The organism is Flavivirga sp. 57AJ16, assembly GCF_028736925.1.
Lineage (GTDB): Bacteria > Bacteroidota > Bacteroidia > Flavobacteriales > Flavobacteriaceae > Flavivirga.
In genome coordinates this window covers 1-17,817 of record NZ_JAQZAT010000027.1, presented here as the reverse complement: position 1 = coordinate 17,817, position 17,817 = coordinate 1, and the positions used below count along the sequence as shown (strand labels likewise).

General features: G+C 34.8%; 16 protein-coding genes. 9 read left to right on the top strand and 7 right to left on the bottom strand.

Annotated features, from left to right (window positions below; genetic code table 11):
• Positions 1-11: 11 nt before the first annotated feature.
• From PQO00_RS19695 to PQO00_RS19665, 7 genes are all read right to left on the bottom strand, one after another.
• Positions 12-1,229, bottom strand: a complete 1,218-nt coding sequence (locus PQO00_RS19695) for a folylpolyglutamate synthase/dihydrofolate synthase family protein (RefSeq protein WP_274186570.1) — start codon at positions 1,227-1,229, stop codon at positions 12-14.
• Between the two features lie 187 nt (positions 1,230-1,416).
• On the bottom strand, positions 1,417-2,268 hold the full coding sequence (locus PQO00_RS19690) for an energy transducer TonB (protein ID WP_274186569.1): 852 nt from the start codon (positions 2,266-2,268) through the stop codon (positions 1,417-1,419).
• Between the two features lie 13 nt (positions 2,269-2,281).
• Positions 2,282-2,674, bottom strand: coding sequence for a biopolymer transporter ExbD (locus tag PQO00_RS19685; RefSeq protein WP_238675573.1), 393 nt, complete (start codon positions 2,672-2,674; stop codon positions 2,282-2,284).
• 1 nt (position 2,675) lies between these two features.
• Positions 2,676-3,377, bottom strand: a complete 702-nt coding sequence (locus tag PQO00_RS19680) for a MotA/TolQ/ExbB proton channel family protein (RefSeq protein ID WP_274186568.1) — start codon at positions 3,375-3,377, stop codon at positions 2,676-2,678.
• 340 nt (positions 3,378-3,717) lie between these two features.
• The gene (nhaD, locus tag PQO00_RS19675) at positions 3,718-5,109 is read right to left on the bottom strand and encodes a sodium:proton antiporter NhaD (protein ID WP_274186567.1); all 1,392 of its coding nucleotides are present in this window, start codon (positions 5,107-5,109) and stop codon (positions 3,718-3,720) included.
• 10 nt (positions 5,110-5,119) lie between these two features.
• Entirely contained in the window at positions 5,120-6,346 is a 1,227-nt protein-coding gene (locus PQO00_RS19670) for a Glu/Leu/Phe/Val dehydrogenase dimerization domain-containing protein (protein ID WP_274186566.1), read from the bottom strand.
• Between the two features lie 155 nt (positions 6,347-6,501).
• Positions 6,502-7,566, bottom strand: coding sequence for an anhydro-N-acetylmuramic acid kinase (locus PQO00_RS19665; protein ID WP_274186565.1), 1,065 nt, complete (start codon positions 7,564-7,566; stop codon positions 6,502-6,504).
• Positions 7,567-7,660: 94 nt separating this feature from the next.
• Between PQO00_RS19665 and PQO00_RS19660 the strand changes: the two genes are divergently transcribed.
• From PQO00_RS19660 to PQO00_RS19620, 9 genes are all read left to right on the top strand, one after another.
• On the top strand, positions 7,661-8,803 hold the full coding sequence (locus tag PQO00_RS19660; protein WP_274186564.1) for an acyl-CoA dehydrogenase: 1,143 nt from the start codon (positions 7,661-7,663) through the stop codon (positions 8,801-8,803).
• Positions 8,804-10,173: 1,370 nt separating this feature from the next.
• Complete coding sequence (locus PQO00_RS19655; protein ID WP_169671662.1) at positions 10,174-10,509, top strand: arsenosugar biosynthesis-associated peroxidase-like protein; 336 nt, start codon at positions 10,174-10,176, stop codon at positions 10,507-10,509.
• A gap of 679 nt (positions 10,510-11,188) precedes the next feature.
• Positions 11,189-12,244 (top strand): arsenosugar biosynthesis radical SAM (seleno)protein ArsS, encoded by a 1,056-nt coding sequence (gene arsS, locus PQO00_RS19650; RefSeq protein WP_274186563.1) that lies wholly within the window; start codon positions 11,189-11,191, stop codon positions 12,242-12,244.
• Positions 12,245-12,246: 2 nt separating this feature from the next.
• Entirely contained in the window at positions 12,247-12,741 is a 495-nt protein-coding gene (locus tag PQO00_RS19645; protein ID WP_274186562.1) for a rhodanese-like domain-containing protein, read from the top strand.
• Positions 12,734-13,369: a TIGR04282 family arsenosugar biosynthesis glycosyltransferase gene (locus tag PQO00_RS19640; RefSeq protein ID WP_274186561.1), complete on the top strand. Its 636-nt coding sequence runs from the start codon at positions 12,734-12,736 to the stop codon at positions 13,367-13,369. Before PQO00_RS19645 ends, PQO00_RS19640 begins: the two co-directional genes overlap by 8 nt.
• Positions 13,370-13,416: 47 nt before the next feature.
• Complete coding sequence (locus tag PQO00_RS19635) at positions 13,417-14,229, top strand: purine-nucleoside phosphorylase (protein ID WP_274186560.1); 813 nt, start codon at positions 13,417-13,419, stop codon at positions 14,227-14,229.
• Positions 14,230-14,386: 157 nt separating this feature from the next.
• Positions 14,387-15,358, top strand: coding sequence for an arsenosugar biosynthesis arsenite methyltransferase ArsM (gene arsM, locus PQO00_RS19630; protein ID WP_274186559.1), 972 nt, complete (start codon positions 14,387-14,389; stop codon positions 15,356-15,358).
• Positions 15,359-15,861: 503 nt separating this feature from the next.
• Complete coding sequence (locus PQO00_RS19625; RefSeq protein ID WP_274186558.1) at positions 15,862-16,716, top strand: DUF547 domain-containing protein; 855 nt, start codon at positions 15,862-15,864, stop codon at positions 16,714-16,716.
• Positions 16,709-17,473 carry a TIGR04283 family arsenosugar biosynthesis glycosyltransferase gene (locus PQO00_RS19620; protein ID WP_274186557.1) on the top strand — a complete coding sequence of 255 codons (765 nt, stop codon included), beginning with the start codon at positions 16,709-16,711 and terminating at the stop codon, positions 17,471-17,473. Before PQO00_RS19625 ends, PQO00_RS19620 begins: the two co-directional genes overlap by 8 nt.
• Positions 17,474-17,817 lie beyond the last annotated feature (344 nt).

The following is a 17,817-nucleotide window of genomic DNA, read 5'->3' as shown; positions in this document are numbered from 1 at the left end:
TTAATAAAAATTTAAATTATTTCTGCTACTACAAATGTACTACCTCCAATAAGTATAAAGTCATTTAGGTCAGCTTTTCTTAAAGCACTCATATATGCCTCAGTCACAGAATCATAAACATCCCCTTTCAACCTATGCCCATTAAAAATACGTTTCAACACATCGGCTTTTAAACCTCGTGGTATATTAGGTTTGCAAAAATAATAAGTAGCCTTTTTAGGAAATAAATCGATAATAGAGCTTAAATCTTTATCATTAACAAAACCTAAGACAATATGCAGCGCCTTATAGTTTTCATTATGTACCTGATTCATAACATAACTTAAGCCTTCTCTATTATGTCCTGTATCGCACACCGCTTTAGGACTTTCATTTATTACCTGCCATCGTCCCAATAACCCTGTATTTTCAACTGTTTTGAGTAAACCTTTTTTTAAATGCCGTTCAGATACTTTAAATCCTTTAATTTTCAACTCTTTAACAGCTTGAATAACTGTTTTAATATTTTTGGATTGATAGGTTCCTAACAGATCCGAGTCATACATTTTAATAATCTCTTGATCTGCAAATACTATCTTAGCATTATTCTTACTCGCCAAATCCTTAAAAACCGAAACCGTTTCTTCTTGGGTCTCTCCAATCACGACTGGTATATTCCGCTTTATAATGCCTCCTTTTTCAAAAGCAATGGCTTCAAGTGAATTCCCTAAAAACTGAGTATGGTCTAATCCTATATTGGTTATTACCGAAACTTCAGGAATAATAATGTTTGTTGAATCTAAACGACCTCCCAAGCCAACTTCTATAACAGCGATATCAACTTTTTCTATTGAAAAATATTCAAAAGCCATACCTACGGTCATTTCAAAAAACGACAAAGAATTCACTTCAAAAAACGTCTTATTTTGCTTTATAAACGCTGTTACAAATTGTTTACTTACCACATGACCATTTATTCTAATACGCTCCCTAAAATCTTTTAAATGTGGTGACGTATATAATCCAACCCTATATCCAGCTTCTTGTAAAACAGATGCCAACATATGGCTCGTAGAACCTTTACCATTAGTCCCGGCAATATGTATGGATTTAAAATTTCGCTCGGGATTATTTAAATAGTCTGCTAGTATCAAGGTATTCGATAAATCTTTTCTGAATGCCGACTTACCTTGTCGTTGGTACATTGGTAATTGAGAAAACATCCAATCAAGTGTATCTTGATACGTCATTATACCAAATAAATTTTAAAATTACACATAAATAAATTGAGTTGTTTTTAGATTAGTCTAGACGGAAAATTTAAGTATAGCATTTGTTACGGTTACATTTTTTAACAACAAATAAGCTAAAAAGACCTGTGCTCAACTTGATTGAGTGAATCATTTGTATGAGCCAGTTTAAGTTTAATTGGATTAACTACTGTCCTAGTTTAAAGTTTACTTTCACAAAACCGATTTGTTTTGCGGGAGCTTTAGAGTCTGCCCGCCACTTATGGGATAATGCTATTTTTTTTGCCGGTTCCAATAAACATGGTGCTGTATTGGTAGTCCCTTTAACTCCTGGAACCGCTTCTATGACATTTCCGCTATTATTTACAATAATCTTGACTATAACAAGCCCTGATTCATTACAATCTTGCTTTAGTTTCTTATAAGTAGCCGTACCTCTTCCATTTAATCCGTAACCAACACCACCACTCCCTGTTCCTCGACCACCAAAATAACTCGGTGCATAAGGGTTACCGTCTAATTGTCCCTTGTCCCCTGCTTTATTGTCGTTGCCTTCACTACCTGTCTCACTTCCTTCAGATTTACTTACCCCACCTATTAAGGCATCTAATTTTTTCTTTTTCTCCTCTTGTTCCCGTTTCTCTTTAGCAATTCTGTCGGCTTCCGCTTTTGCTTTAGCATCTGCAATGGCTTTCGCTTTCGCTTCGGCCTGCTTTTGTTTTTTTATAGCTATGGATTCAGCGTTTTCCTGTGTCAATACTTCTTCCTTAGTCTGAGAAGCTTTTGTTGGTTCTGTTTTAGAAACATCCGGTTGGGGCGGTTGTTCTATTTTTCGGGGCTCAGACTTTACAGGCTTTAACGGTTGCACCCTTCCTTTACCAAAATCTGTGTTTCCAAAATTTACAGCAACCCCATACTCTTCTGGAGGATCCATATAAGGAGTGCCTACCACAAACAACAATAGCAACAAAATAACGGCAATTAATGCTGTTAATTTTGCTGAATTTTTTTCATGTTTGGTCTTGAAGTATTTCTTCATTAAATAATAATTTTCATTTAGGTTTTACCGCTAATATGACTTTAAACTTATTTCTATTAGCTATATCCATAACCTTTACCACATTCTCCACAGGAACCGATTTCTCCGCTCTTAAAACAATCGTTGGTTTTTCTTGTGAAGATAAAGCTGCTAGCAATTCATTTTCCAACACACTTTCCCCAACACGTTTCTGGTCTATATAATAGGTCAGATCTTTTTTGATGCTTACTGCTACTGATTTCTTATTCTCTGTTTTCCCACTTGCTTTTGGCAATAAAATATCAATGGCATTAGTTGTTACCAGCGTAGAAGCAATCATAAAAAATATTAAAAGCAAGAATACAATATCTGTCATTGAAGACATATTGAATTCTGGTGTTACTTTATTTCTTCCTCTAAAATTCATATTACGTAGGCTCGTTTAAATGGTCTAGGAACTCTAAAGAATTAGCTTCCATCTGGTATACTACTTTATCTGTCTTTACTACCAAATGATTATACGCAATGTAAGCAACAATACCTACAATTAACCCTGCAACGGTAGTTGTCATGGCCGTATACAATCCACTTGCCAAAACATCCATCTGTATCGTTCCACCTGCATTGGCTAGTTCGAATATTGCCAATATCATACCAATAACCGTTCCAAGAAATCCGATCATAGGCCCAGCCCCAGAGATCGTTGCCAAAATACTCACATTTTTTTCTAAGCCATAAATTTCCAAGCGCCCAGCATTTTCAATGGCTGTATTAATATCGGCAAGAGGTTTTCCTATTCTTGAAATGCCTTTCCCAATTAATCTAGAAACTGGAGTATTTACTTGAGCACATAACATTTGAGCCGAATCAATTTTTCCATTACTCACATGGTCTTTAATTTGATTCATAAAATTTGAATCCACTTGCGAAGCGGCCTTTATAGCAAAAATACGTTCAAAATAAATATAAGTAGCCCCAACAAGTAATATAAAAAGAACAGCAATAATAATCTGTCCTGCAACTCCTCCGCTGCTTATTAATTCTATAATTGAAAGTGTTTTTTCAACTGATTCTTCGTCGGTAAGCACTTCGGCCCCCTCTTGTGTGGTTTGTAATAATGTATTAAGCATATAATTTAAATTTATTGCAAATGTATAACGTTTCTTTTTCTACTAAAGTATGCAAAAATACTTTTTGCCCGAATTCCTGCTTTACTTAATTAGTATTTATTTTAATACAGCATTCGCAAATCTTTGATTTTACGAAAATGATAATTTTATTTGAAATTTGGATGAAAATCGAGGAATACTTCTTTAATTAAACCCATATTAAGCACTTAAACCTTATCACGAAGATTAACCTCACAAAAAAACCAAGGTTTTTTTATAGGTTTCTGTATAATATAAAGTCTTTTTAATTTGTAATACCTGCTCGTCTGGCAAGCGGGGATTTTCCAATGCGCAATCCGTATTAAAAAATGGTTCTGGTCACCATAAAAGCCGCAGAGCCTACAAGAAAACCAATTAAAGCTAACCATGAAATCTTTTTTAAGTACCAGAAAAAATCTATTTTTTCCATGCCCATAGCGACAACGCCTGCTGCAGATCCTATAATTAACATACTACCGCCTGTTCCTGCCGAAAAAGCTATGAAATGCCATAATTCATGATCTAATGGTTCTGAAAACATTCCTAAACTGGCAGCCACTAATGGCACATTATCTATAACTGCAGACCCTACACCCAATAACAATACAACTAAATCCGACACGCCACTCGCATGCATTTCGGTACCCAATGCCGGCATTGATTCCTGCAAGGATGATGCAAAGCTAAACAAAATCCCTAAAGACTCTAAAGCTGCCACTGCCATTAATATACCCAAGAAGAACAAAATACTTGGTAATTCTATTTTTGAGAGGGAATAATGTACGGGACTGTGGTGCGCATGTGCATCGCTTTCTTGAGACCCAAACTCTGTCATACTAAATTTAGAACTACTATATATTTCGGCAAAAATAGCCACGACACCTAATGATAGCATCATACCTACATATGGTGGTAAATGGGTTATCATCTTAAATATTGGAACAAACACAATAGCTCCCAAGCCAAGGTAAAGCATGGTGCTACTAAACTTTGACTTCTTTTTCTCCTCAACCTCTTCGATATTCAAATCGCCTTTAAATGCCGGTAAAAAAGACGCTATTAATGCCGGTACGGCCATACACAATAAAGAAGGCACAAACAAATAACCTATTAAATGACCTGTTGTTACTTTTTTGCCAATCCATAACATTGTAGTGGTTACATCCCCAATAGGCGACCACGCCCCTCCAGCATTGGCCGCAATAATAATTAAACCTGCAAACCAAATACGCACACTTCTATCTTTTACGATTTTTTGAAGTATTGAAATAAGTACAATAGTAGCGGTAAGATTATCTATGATAGCAGAAAGAACAAACGCTAAAATAGAGAAAATCCATAAAATCTTAGTTTTCTTCTTGGTCTTTATAAAATCTTTAATAGTAGAAAAGCCATCAAAATAATCAATGATTTCAACAATGGTCATGGCCCCTAAAAGAAACACCAATATTTCTGATGTCTTACCTAAATGATGCAGTAAGGTTTCTTCCATAAGATGTGTCTTTTCTTCTAAAGAAAACGTTCCAAAACTGTCTAATAAAGCATGTTTTGATGAATCAAACCACTCCGGGAAGCTTTCTAAACCTAATGCAATTAATGCCCAACAAATAGCCATCATGACCAATGCCGGTATAAGTTTATCAATTTTAATACTATGCTCTAAAGTAATGGCCAAATACCCCATTACAAATACTAAAATAATTGTTGCTTCCATATATAAAATATTATATTAATTGATTGAGCGCAATTTCAAATGCTGTTGCACTGATCTCTGTTTTTAATTCGCTTTTGCTATACACTTTTTGTAGTGCTTCTCTTATTATATTTGATGTATCATTAAATATGGCGTCATCCGTCATCTGTACTTTGCGTTCCATAAAATATGCAAAGACACGGGCCATTCCGCAATTAGAAATAAAATCTGGGATTAAACTCACTTTATAATCGATATGTTCCATAATAGGCCCAAAGAAGATCTCTTTATCGGCAAAAGGGACATTTGCCCCACAGGAAATAACTTCTAAACCATTATCGATCATTTGATCTATTTGGTGAAGTGTGATTAAACGTGATGCTGCACAAGGTGCAAAAATCTCTGTTTTTATAGACCAGATCTTTTGATTGGCTTCTTCAAAAGGAATTAAATCATCACTTACTAATGTATTCCCTTTTTTTGCAAGAAATAAACTGGTTATTTCTTCAAAAGTAAATCCTTTTTCATTAATTAAACCTCCAGCAATATCAATAATCCCAACAACTTTAGCCCCCATTTGTGACAAGTAAAAAGCTGCAGCTGCGCCCACATTTCCAAAACCTTGAATCACTGCTCGCTTACCTTTAACAGCCCCTCCATAAATATGATAGTACTGTTTAACTGCTTCGGCAACACCAAAACCAGTAATCATATCTGCTACCGTATACTTTCTTGCTACATCGGGAGAATAATTAGCACTTTCTATGACTTTGATAACCCCATGTCTCAACTGCCCTATTCTATTTATCTTATCTGCTTCAGTTGGTTTAAAATGGCCATTAAAGACACCTTCTTGGGGATGCCATACACCACTCTCTTCTGTAATTGGAATCACTTCATGTATTTCATCTACATTTAAATCGCCCCCTGTTCCATAATAACTTTTTAATAATGGGGATACGGCAGCATACCACCGTTCTAAAACCTCCTTTTTTCGAGGATCACTTGGATCAAAATTTATGCCCGATTTCGCGCCCCCTATGGCAGGGCCCGAAACTGTAAATTTGATCTCCATCGTTTTGGCCAAGGATAAAACTTCATTCATATCCAGACCATTTCGCATGCGTGTTCCTCCTCCGGCTGCTCCTCCCCGCAAAGAGTTTATAACAGTCCATCCCTCTGCATATGTCTCTGTATCTTTCCAATTAAAAACTATTTCTGGAACTTTATTTTCAAATTTTTTTAATAATTCTTTCATTTTCTATTTTTAAGTTGATTCACGTATGGCTTACATTTAATTTTTTAGAGTTTTTATTAAGCGTAGCTAAAGCTGAGTCATGAGAAAATGATTTAAATTATTATTGCAACAAATATAAAAAACTAAAATCCTTTAAAATTAGTTTTTTATTATTTTTAAGGTAGAAATATTTTTCCGGAACTGTGATCTTTTGTGGCTCCTGTAACACTTTTTAAACAGTTAACTTCGTTTCTTAATTTAAGCACACCTAGAAGCCCAAAAATCAACGCCTCTTTAAATTCCACAACCTCATTTGAAGGTATTATAATGTGATGCTGCGAATACTCTTTAAGTTTACTTATTAAATAATGATTATAGGCACCTCCCCCAGTAACGAGAACAGAACCGTGCTCCTTTTTATTTATTTCCTTAACTATCTGTATAGCAACATGCTCAACAAAAGTTTTTAGAATATCTTTTGTCTTTAATTGGAAAGCATCAATTAGAGGAAGCATATTTTTATTGACCCATTCAAGACCTAAAGATTTAGGGCAATCTTCTTTGTAAAATGCAAGGTCATTTAATTTATCAAGCAATTCATTATTCACATTTCCTGTTGCCGCCATTTTGCCGCCATCATCATAATCAAACCCAATTAATTTAGTATAGTGGTTTAAAACGATGTTTACCGGACAGACATCATAAGCAATTCTCTTATTATTCAACTCGGTGGAAATATTTGCAAACCCTCCCAAATTCAAACAAAAATCATATTCAGAAAATAGCAATTTATCGCCTATTGGAACCAATGGCGCACCTTGTCCTTGAAGCTCAACATCTTGAACTCTAAAATCACAAACCACCGTTTCGTTCAATAATCGTGCAATAATTGGCTGATTGCCTATTTGATATGTCATACCACTATCTGGTTGATGTAAAGCGGTATGCCCATGCGAACAAATAGCATCAATATCCTTGATACCATTTTTATTAATGAAATCTTTTATAATATGCGATAGGTAATTAGTATAATGGTCATCTATTCGTTGTAATTCAGTAGTATTGTACGAAACTAGATTGCTAAGTATGCTTTCCCAATCCGAACTGTAACTAACTGTCTCAAAATCTATCATTCTAAAACGCCATACATCATCCAATTCAAAAGCTACATAAACAATGTCCACCCCATCTAACGAGGTCCCAGACATAACACCAATCACCTTATACTTATTTTTTATCATATTATGTAAAAATAATAATCCTTATTGAAAATATGACACCAAAAAGCTATATTTGTACATATTTTTTATCAAATCAACAATAAATTGAAGAATTATGGATTTTAATCTTTCAGAGGAACATATCATGATACGCGATGCTGCTCGTGATTTTGCACAAACCGAATTACTCCCTGGTGTTATTGAACGCGATAATAAGCAAAAATTTCCAAATGAATTAGTAAAGAAAATGGGAAAACTAGGGTTTATGGGCATTATGGTAGACCCTAAGTACGGTGGTAGTGGCATGGATGCCATCTCCTATGTTCTTATCATGGAGGAATTATCAAAAATCGATGCTTCTGCCTCTGTGATGGTTTCCGTAAATAATTCATTGGTTTGTTATGGGTTAGAAACTTATGGGTCTGAAGAACAAAAACAAAAATATTTAACAAAATTGGCTACGGGTGAGTTCCTTGGAGCTTTTTGTTTAAGTGAGCCAGAAGCGGGGAGTGATGCTACTTCACAAAAAACTACTGCTATCGACAAAGGCGATCACTACTTGATTAATGGTACAAAAAACTGGATTACCAATGGCGGAAGTGCAGATGTATACCTGGTAATAGCGCAAACCGATAAAGACAAAGGTTCTCATGGTATTAATGCCTTTATTCTTGAAAAGGGAACAGAGGGATTTCATATTGGTCCAAAAGAAGATAAACTAGGTATTCGCGGAAGCGACACACATACTTTACAATTTAACGATGTAAAAGTTCCTAAAGAAAATAGAATAGGCCCTGACGGCTCTGGGTTTAGGTTCGCTATGAAAACCTTATCTGGCGGACGTATTGGAATTGCCTCACAAGCCTTAGGAATTGCCTCAGGCGCTTACGAACTAGCTTTAAAATACTCGAAAGAGCGAAAAGCCTTTGGTACAGAAATATGCAACCATCAAGCGATTGCTTTTAAGTTAGCCGATATGTATACCGAAATTGAAGCAGCCCGCCACTTGGTCATGAAAGCTGCCTGGGATAAAGACCAGGGCAATAATTATGACAAATCCAGTGCTATGGCTAAGCTTTATGCCTCTAAAGTTGCCATGGAACATACTGTTGAAGCCGTACAAATACATGGCGGCAATGGTTTTGTAAAAGAATATCATGTAGAACGCCTTATGCGTGATGCAAAAATCACACAGATTTACGAGGGGACTTCAGAAATACAGAAAATTGTCATCTCAAGAAGTCTTATAAGAGAGTAAAATCTGTTGATAGATTGACTAATTAACGAAAATGATTAAGTTTAAGTGTACAATAATCGCTTGAAGATAAGTATCAGATAGGGCCTAGTGTTGAACTCATCTTTCTTCCAATTTTAAGTTTAAAATTGGAATTCCTCTCCTCTTAAATTTATCTAGTGTGTACACATCTTTAAAAAAGACACGAATGGCACAAATTCACACGAATCCAATACTTTATGGTATAGATTGGACTCTGCATGAATATGAATCCCTAGTCTATATAGGCTTGAAATCCTGTCAATAGACAGAATAATTAGTGAAAATTTGTGCCATTCGTGTCCAATCTTTTTTTTGTGCTTTTTTTGTGTACTCACGGTAGTTAAATTTATGAGGAGTGCCATCTTACACCAATTATTATTTAAAATGAGCTATAAATAATTTGAATTATATTTTGATCAGATAAGATAGAAAATTCAATCATAGCCTTTGTTCAATGTCATTAAGTTAAGGCCGTAATGTCAGTCTGAGCCTTTCGGCTCCGCTCAAGACAGGCTAAAGTCGAAGACCTATTGGAGTTCTAGTTTTTATTAGCATTTCGACTGCGCTCAATGTGACAAATAAAGAACAAATTTCCTTAACTTAATGACATTGAGCCTTTGTTATGGTTTTATACCCAGTCGAGCTGAGCTCATGTTTTATATTGAAATATGAGCGAAATTGTAATCGAAGATTCATGAACTCCTATTTTTAAAATGAAAGATAGTGAACTAAACTAATTATAGGGGTTGTTTTGAGTCATAATTGGTATTATACCAATTATGAATTAAAATGAGCTACTGAAAACGACATTGCTTATTTGTTTTTGCCTGCTGCGTGTTATTTGCGTAGCCTAAGCTATGGAAATGATGAGTAAAGTGATAAAACGAATTAATGAATGAGTTTGAATTGCGTATTTTAATTCTTAATTGGTATTACATTAAAATGACACTCAAATTTAAAATAGTACACGAAAATATAAATCAGACCTGCTCCTCACTTTTCAAAAGGGAGGATAATTTCGATAAAATCGAAATTTAGGAGGGTTCATCAAGATAAATTAACAGGAAGTCTTCTAAACACTATTTATTCAGTACCAAAAAGCTTTTTTTGTACAGAAAATAAGGATAATATAAAACCTTATCCATCTATTCATTAATTAGTGAAATTTTGTAATCCCATGGTAGGTTTCCCGAGCGGGTTTCGTTTATCTTTTCACACTCATATCAAATTAAAGACCATAAAGTTCAACTATTATTTTTTACCAAAATAATAGTTGAACTTTTTTGTTAAGTATTTTTAAATTTTTCGACAGAACCTTAATAGATTTTTATCTTTAGTGAAAATTAAATTTTATGCAAAAAACGTATTACGATCCAGCAGATCTTAAAAAGTTTGGAAAAATAAGTGAATGGAATCAAGAACTAGGTGATAAATTTTTTGAATACTACGGAAAAGTTTTTGAAGAAGGTGCACTCACAGCTCGTGAAAAGTCCTTAATCGCATTAGCCGTTTCCCATACAGAACAATGTCCTTACTGTATCGATGCCTATACAAAAGACGGATTACAGCGTGGTATTACCAAGGAAGAAATGATGGAAGCACTGCATGTTGGAGCCGCTATAAAAAGTGGCGCAACATTGGTTCATGGTGTGCAAATGATGAATAAAGTGAATAAATTGGAAATGTAAAACGATTTACGATTTATGATTTTTGATTTACGATATTAGATTTATGATTTTGGATTTACGATTTTGGATTTCACATCCATATATTAATTCGTAATTCTTAATTCTTAAATCTTAAATCAAAATATGGCAACAAAGTCCTTACATAAATGCGAAAGTGATTTAAACTTGAAATGCAAAACGATTTACGATTTACGATTTTTGATTTTTGATTTACGATATTAGATTTATGATTTTGGATTTATGATTTTGGATTTCACATCCATATATTAATTCGTAATCCATAACTCTTAATTCTTAATTCTTAATTCTTAAATCTTAAATCAAAATATGGCAACAAAGTCCTTACATAAATGCGAAAGTGATTTAAACTTGAAATGCAAAACGATTTACGATTTACGATTTTTGATTTTGGATTTACGATATTAGATTTTGGATTTTGGATTTATGATTTTGGATTTCACATCCATATATTAATTCGTAATCCATAACTCTTAATTCGTAATTCTTAATTCTTAATTCTTAATTCTTAAATCAAAATATGGCAACAAAGTCCTTACATAAACGAGAAAGTGATTTAAACTTGAAATGTAAAACGATTTACGATTTTGGATTTCACATCCATATATTAATTCGTAATTCACAACTCGTAATTCTTAAATCGTAATTCTTAAATCGTAATATGGCAACAAAGTCCTTACACAAACGCGAAAGCGATTTGGCACAAAGTAACCGCCAATTGGAAATCCTATCAAATGGTATATTTCAAAATGGGGAGCTCCCTACGTTTAAAAATAAAATTTCCGAGACAAAACAATTCCCTCTAAAAGCTAAGAAACTAGAGATTTTACAAATTAATGTCGGCTATATGTGCAATCAGGTTTGTGAGCATTGCCATGTAGATGCGGGGCCCGATCGCAAGGAGATCATGACCAAGGAAACCATGCTACAGTGTTTGGACGTTATTAAAAAGACCGGTGCCCATACCCTAGACTTAACCGGTGGTGCCCCAGAAATGAACCCTAACTTTAGATGGTTTGTAGAAGAAGCTGCCAAAGCCGGTATTAAAGATTTTATTGTACGCTCTAACCTAACTATAATAAGAGCACATAAAAAATATTACGATTTACCCGAATTCTTTAAAAAGCACCATGTACATGTCGTATCCTCGATGCCACATTGGACTCGCGGAAAAACAGACAAACAACGTGGGGATGGGGTTTTTGACAAGTCTATAAAAGCACTACAGGAATTAAATGCTATAGGGTACGGTATACCAGATAGCGACCTGCGATTGGATTTAGTCTATAATCCATCTGGTGCTTTTTTACCAGGAGACCAAGCCGCCATGGAAAAGGATTTTAAAAAGGCATTAAAAGAAGATTTTAATATTCAGTTTCATAATTTATTTGCCATAACAAATTTACCCATCAGTAGATTTTTGGATTACTTAATTGCTTCCGAAAATTATGAAGATTACATGTATGCTTTAGTCGAAGCATATAATCCAGCTGCTGTTGCTAATGTGATGTGTACAAATACATTATCTGTTAGCTGGGACGGTTATTTATTTGACTGTGATTTCAACCAAATGTTAGAATTACCAGTAAACAGCAAAGTAAAACATATCTCGGAATATAACGAAGCGCTTCTAGAAGGTCGTCACATTGTTATTTCCCAACACTGTTATGGTTGTACTGCTGGAGCAGGAAGTAGCTGTCAAGGTGTTGTCGCTTAATTATGAACAAAGTACCTTTTTACATATTTATAAGCTTTATTACTTCAGGATTTTCTCAAAACGATCTTAAATCTTTATTAAAAGAACACAGTAAAGAAAGGGTTCCGTATATTTATGTGAAACAATTAAAAAAGCAAACAACACCACCCATACTTTTAGATGCCAGAGCATGGTCCGAATACCAAGTAAGCCATCTAAAAAATGCCATTCATGTTGGGTATAATAAATTTAAAGTGAGCAACATTCAAAAAAGAATCCCTAATAAAAACGCCAAAATAGTTGTTTACTGCTCCTTGGGAATACGCTCCGATTCCATTGCAGGCAACCTTAAAAAAGCAGGCTATAATAATGTAGAAAATTTATACGGCGGCATTTTTGAATGGAAAAATAATGATTTACCTATTTATAATTTAGTAGAAAAAGAAACAGATAGCATTCATGCTTTTTCCGAAGTATGGGGAAAATGGGTAAAAAAAGGCATAAAAGTATATGAGTAAAGCACTTATTATTGTTTTTGTTAAAAATATAAAATTAGGCAAGGTAAAAACAAGGCTTGCCAAAACCATTGGCAATCAAGGGGCTTTTCATGTTTATAGTGAATTGGTTAAAGTTACCGAGCTTGCTACTAAAAATATACCGACAGATAAACGCATCTATTTTTCTGATGCGGTAGTTAATACCAAATGGAAAAACGACTACAAAACGATTCAGGTAGGCAAAAATTTAGGTGAACGTATGCAAAACGCTTTCACAAAAGGGTTTGAGGATGGTTATGAACGCATTGTACTCATAGGCTCCGACTTGCCCGATATTAGCTCCGTACATATAGAAAATGGACTCCATGCCCTAAACAATAACGAAGTTGTTTTCGGACCTGCTATGGATGGTGGCTATTACTTAGTAGGAATGACAAAAATGCACCGTTCTATATTTAATAATAAGCCCTGGAGCGAATCTCATTTATTGGAAGCAACTCTCAAAGAATTAAATAAAGAAAATATATCTTATACTTTACTAGAAGCATTAAATGATATTGATACTTTTGAAGATTTAGAAAACTCATCATTCTACCAGCACAATGAAACGCTTCAATTAAAGGTAAAATCCTTAATTGATAACGTATAAATTCATAACATAACATTTTTTTTTAAATTAATTTCAAAAAATATAAAATGATTAAATACATAAACGAAACCACTGAATACTTACAAGACAAAGGTTTTAAAGCCCCTGAAATTGGTATCATACTAGGCACAGGGTTAGGGCAGCTCATCAACGAAATAGACATTATAAAAGAAGTGAGTTATAATCATATTCCCAACTTCCCAACAGCAACGGTCGAGTTCCATAAAGGAAAATTAATTTATGGTGAACTTGCCAGCAAAAAAGTGATGGTCATGCAGGGACGCTTTCACTTGTATGAAGGCTACACGTTACAAGATGTCACCTACCCTGTTCGCATTATGGAAAAGTTAGGCATCAAAACACTATTGGTTTCCAATGCCGCAGGAGCCATTAATTTAAACTTTAACAAAGGCGAATTAATGATTATTGACGATCATATTAATTTGCAGGGCAGCTCTCCTTTAGCATTTAAAGGTGTTGAAAAACTGGGAGAACGCTTTACAGATATGAGCGCTCCTTATAACGCCGAAATCAATTCAAAATTTGAAAGTATAGCTAAAGCAAACCATATTAAACTGCATAAAGGGGTGTATGCAAGCGTAGTAGGCCCCCAATTAGAAACAAAAGCAGAATACCGTATGCTAAAAATTATCGGGGCAGATGCTGTTGGCATGAGTACCGTACCTGAAATTATTGTAGCAAATCATTTAAAATTAAAAGCAGCAGCCGTGTCAGTTTTAACAGATGAATGCGACCCAGATAACTTAGAACCCGTTAATATCTCGGATATCATTGAAAATGCGGCAAAAGCAGAACCGGATATGATAACCTTGTTTAAAGAACTTATTAAGACGCTTTGAAATTGAAAATGAAATTGAAGTTGAAACCGAAACACTGAACACTGAAATCGAAATCGAAGTTGAAGTTGAAACCGAAACACTGAACACTGAATACCGAACACCGAACACCGAACACTGAACACCGAACACTGAATACTGAACACCGAACACTGAAACCATGAGCAATTATTTAGAAACCACTCACGATGTTTACAAAGAAGCAGCTTTAATGCCCGATGTTGGGTTATGCTGTACCACAAACCCTATCTGGGAGCTCCCAGGGTTAAAAATACCTAAAATCATGCAGGAAATGAACTATGGCTGTGGAAGCACCGTTCATGCTCGCGATTTAACCAACAACCCAAAGATGCTTTATGTTGGTGTTGGTGGCGGTATGGAATTGTTACAATTCGCCTATTTTAATCGCCAAAAAGGAGGTGTGGTTGGTGTCGATATCGTTGATGAAATGTTAGAAGCCTCACGTAAAAATTTTGTTGAGGCCGAAGCTCAGAACGATTGGTTTAAAAGTGAGTTTGTAGATCTTAAAAAAGGAGATGCCATGAATCTCCCTGTAGAAGATAACAGTATTGATGTGGCGGCCCAAAACTGTTTATTTAATATTTTCAAGGCAGACGATTTAAAAAAAGCCATCGCAGAAATGTATCGCGTTTTAAAACCTCATGGTCGGTTGGTCATGAGCGATCCCACATGTGAGCAACCTATGAATGATACCTTACGTAACGACGAAAGACTACGCGCTTTGTGCTTAAGTGGCAGTTTACCAATTGCCGAATATGCAAAAGCATTAACAGATGCGGGTTTTGGCACGGTTGAAATTAGAGCTAGGAAACCCTATAGAATACTAGATCCTAAAAATTACCCAACCAATGAGTTAATTTATATAGAATCTATAGAGGTGGCAGCAATAAAAGACCCTATGCCAGCAGATGGCCCTTGTGTTTTTACTGGTAAAGCAGCTATTTACTACGGAGGTGAAGATTATTTTGATGACAAGGCAGGACATGTACTATTAAAAAATCAGCCTTTGGCCATTTGTGATAAAACAGCAAAGGCATTAAAAGCATTAAATAGAGACGATATTTATATTTCAGAATCCACATACCATTATGATGGTGGTGGGTGTTGTTGATTATTATAAAATAACCTAATAGAAATCCTCACGGCACTATTGTTCCAAAAATAATTTTCCCCAATGCTGATTCCAATATTTTATTCAGGACCGAAGGAACAGTCAAATCCGACAATACTATTTTTAACTTGGGCCAAGGACATATGAGAAAACAATTGATGAAATTGTCCTTACAACATATTGATGCATCCTTTTAGCGTTTTACAATCATTATGAACTTAAAACATACAAGTATTATATCACCTTGACGTATTCATTATTTTTGGCATTTAAAATTTATACTTTGTAGTAAGAATTTTTAATTTATATCGTCAAAAGTATCGTATTAAAAATACAATTACGACTATTTTAATGCTTTTATTCTTCTCTAATTGCTTTTTTTAGCTTACAGTAATAGTGTTAATGATAAAAGCCAAAAACAATCACAGAAACGACAGTTAACAATAATCTAGATGCCTACAAAGGTGAGGTTTTAGAATTAAGTTCTTAAAAAAACACGCTATATGAAGTATATTATAATTTTATTAGCAATAATAACCTTATGGCCTTGCTCCGGAACTAAACGTGTTACAGAAAACACTTCAAAAAACATGGAGCAACCTGAACCTGTTAAGGTTGACAGCCTTATAAATAAAGAAAAGGATATTGTCTGTTTGGAAGAAGGCTCAATCGAGCAAAAGACAAAAGAAGTATCAGAAAAAACAAAGCCAGTTGAAACTATTGACCATTCAGCCTGGAACACACTATTACAAAAACATGTTTCAAATAAAGGTCTTGTTGACTACAAAGCCTTTAAATCCAACCGAAACGAATTAATAAGCTATATGACCTATTTAGGAGAACATACACCTCAGGATTTCAGGACAAAGGATGATAAACTCGCCTATTGGATCAATGCTTATAATGCCATGACCATCGATTTAATCTTACGTCATTATCCCATTAAAAGTATTAAAGACATTAAAAAACCTTGGGAGCAACGCTTTTGGAAACTTGGCAAAAAATGGTACCATTTAAATGAGATCGAACACCAAATTTTACGTAAAATGGAAGAACCAAGAATTCATTTTGCTATTGTTTGTGCTTCCATTTCTTGCCCTAAACTACAAAACGAAGCCTTTACCCCATCAAACATAAATGACCAATTAACACATGCTACCAAAGTATTCTTAGCTGATAAAAAAAGAAATGATATATCTCAAAGCAGCCTAAAGCTATCAAAAATATTTCACTGGTTTGCTAACGATTTTAAACAATCAGGTTCGTTAATTGACTTTCTAAATCAATATTCCGAAGTCACCATTTCCCATAAAGCAAAAAAGAGTTTTAAAGCCTATAACTGGAATTTAAATGAATAACATATCAATAGTCATCCCTATGTTAAACGAAGCAGATCATATTGGTAATCTGCTTGCTCATCTTTTAGACAACGCCTCGAGAGAAAACATATCAGAAATAATTATCGTGGATGGAGGCAGTACGGACGGGTCAAAGGAAATAGTATTAAACTATATGCAAGCCTTTCGACCCCGTTCAAAACACGCTAAAAAAAGCCTCTCGACCCTATTCGAGGAGGCAAAAATAACATGTATAGACGCTCCTAAAGGACGTGCCAAACAAATGAACCTGGGAGCTAAGCACGCTACAGGTAACATTCTTTATTTTTTACATGCCGATTCGTTTCCTCCTAAAAATTTTGACACGCTTATTATAAACGAAGTCAAAAAAGGCAACGAAGCAGGTTGCTTTAGAATGAAATTCAATAGTAGCCACTGGTGGCTTAGACTTGCTGGGCAATTAACCCGTTTGCCATGGAAAGCTTGCCGAGGAGGTGACCAAAGTCAATTTATAACAACGACCCTTTTCAATAACATGGGTGGCTATAATGAAGATTTTACTATTTATGAAGACAACGAGCTAATTGCCAGACTATATGAGCGCAAGCAATTTGTTGTTATTCAAAAATGGTTAATAACCTCAGCCAGATGCTACTATACAAATGGTATCTGGAAATTACAATATTATTATTTTAGAATTTATTTAAAAAAATGGATGGGTGCTGATGCCAACGAGTTAAATCGTTATTATAAAAAACATGTTTGCCAAGTAACGTAATTTCAATCCAAAAAAACAAGGATCAAATCATGCCGCATGGTCTATTAGTTTTGCCATTCTTGCGATCAGGGCCAGAATTTCCTGTACTGAATTTGTTTTAGTATTTAACGTGAGTTCGATGTAAGCATAATATTATTGATCTGGCTATCAATAATTTAGTCTTGGTTGTCAGGTTGAGCGCAGTCGAAACCCATTTAAATAGCTAGTTTTAATGACCTTTCGTATCCTATGACTTTAGCAAATTTTTTATCATAAATTTTCTCTATTGTCTTAAGCGGCATATCCCATTGTATCAACATATGGTACCCCTCTGTTCACTACAGCAAAAACCCTTGCCAATAGTT

Bases quoted from the DNA above. Each gene is read 5' to 3' on its own strand.
- PQO00_RS19625 (WP_274186558.1), top strand. From the start codon at position 15,862: ATGAAGTATATTATAATTTTATTAGCAATAATAACCTTATGGCCTTGC.
- PQO00_RS19680 (WP_274186568.1), bottom strand. From the start codon at position 3,377: ATGCTTAATACATTATTACAAACCACACAAGAGGGGGCCGAAGTGCTT.
- PQO00_RS19635 (WP_274186560.1), top strand. From the start codon at position 13,417: ATGATTAAATACATAAACGAAACCACTGAATACTTACAAGACAAAGGT.
- PQO00_RS19690 (WP_274186569.1), bottom strand. From the start codon at position 2,268: ATGAAGAAATACTTCAAGACCAAACATGAAAAAAATTCAGCAAAATTA.
- PQO00_RS19685 (WP_238675573.1), bottom strand. From the start codon at position 2,674: ATGAATTTTAGAGGAAGAAATAAAGTAACACCAGAATTCAATATGTCT.
- PQO00_RS19695 (WP_274186570.1), bottom strand. From the start codon at position 1,229: ATGACGTATCAAGATACACTTGATTGGATGTTTTCTCAATTACCAATG.
- PQO00_RS19655 (WP_169671662.1), top strand. From the start codon at position 10,174: ATGCAAAAAACGTATTACGATCCAGCAGATCTTAAAAAGTTTGGAAAA.
- PQO00_RS19645 (WP_274186562.1), top strand. From the start codon at position 12,247: ATGAACAAAGTACCTTTTTACATATTTATAAGCTTTATTACTTCAGGA.
- PQO00_RS19660 (WP_274186564.1), top strand. From the start codon at position 7,661: ATGGATTTTAATCTTTCAGAGGAACATATCATGATACGCGATGCTGCT.
- nhaD (WP_274186567.1), bottom strand. From the start codon at position 5,109: ATGGAAGCAACAATTATTTTAGTATTTGTAATGGGGTATTTGGCCATT.
- arsM (WP_274186559.1), top strand. From the start codon at position 14,387: ATGAGCAATTATTTAGAAACCACTCACGATGTTTACAAAGAAGCAGCT.
- PQO00_RS19640 (WP_274186561.1), top strand. From the start codon at position 12,734: ATGAGTAAAGCACTTATTATTGTTTTTGTTAAAAATATAAAATTAGGC.
- PQO00_RS19665 (WP_274186565.1), bottom strand. From the start codon at position 7,566: ATGATAAAAAATAAGTATAAGGTGATTGGTGTTATGTCTGGGACCTCG.
- PQO00_RS19670 (WP_274186566.1), bottom strand. From the start codon at position 6,346: ATGAAAGAATTATTAAAAAAATTTGAAAATAAAGTTCCAGAAATAGTT.
- PQO00_RS19620 (WP_274186557.1), top strand. From the start codon at position 16,709: ATGAATAACATATCAATAGTCATCCCTATGTTAAACGAAGCAGATCAT.
- arsS (WP_274186563.1), top strand. From the start codon at position 11,189: ATGGCAACAAAGTCCTTACACAAACGCGAAAGCGATTTGGCACAAAGT.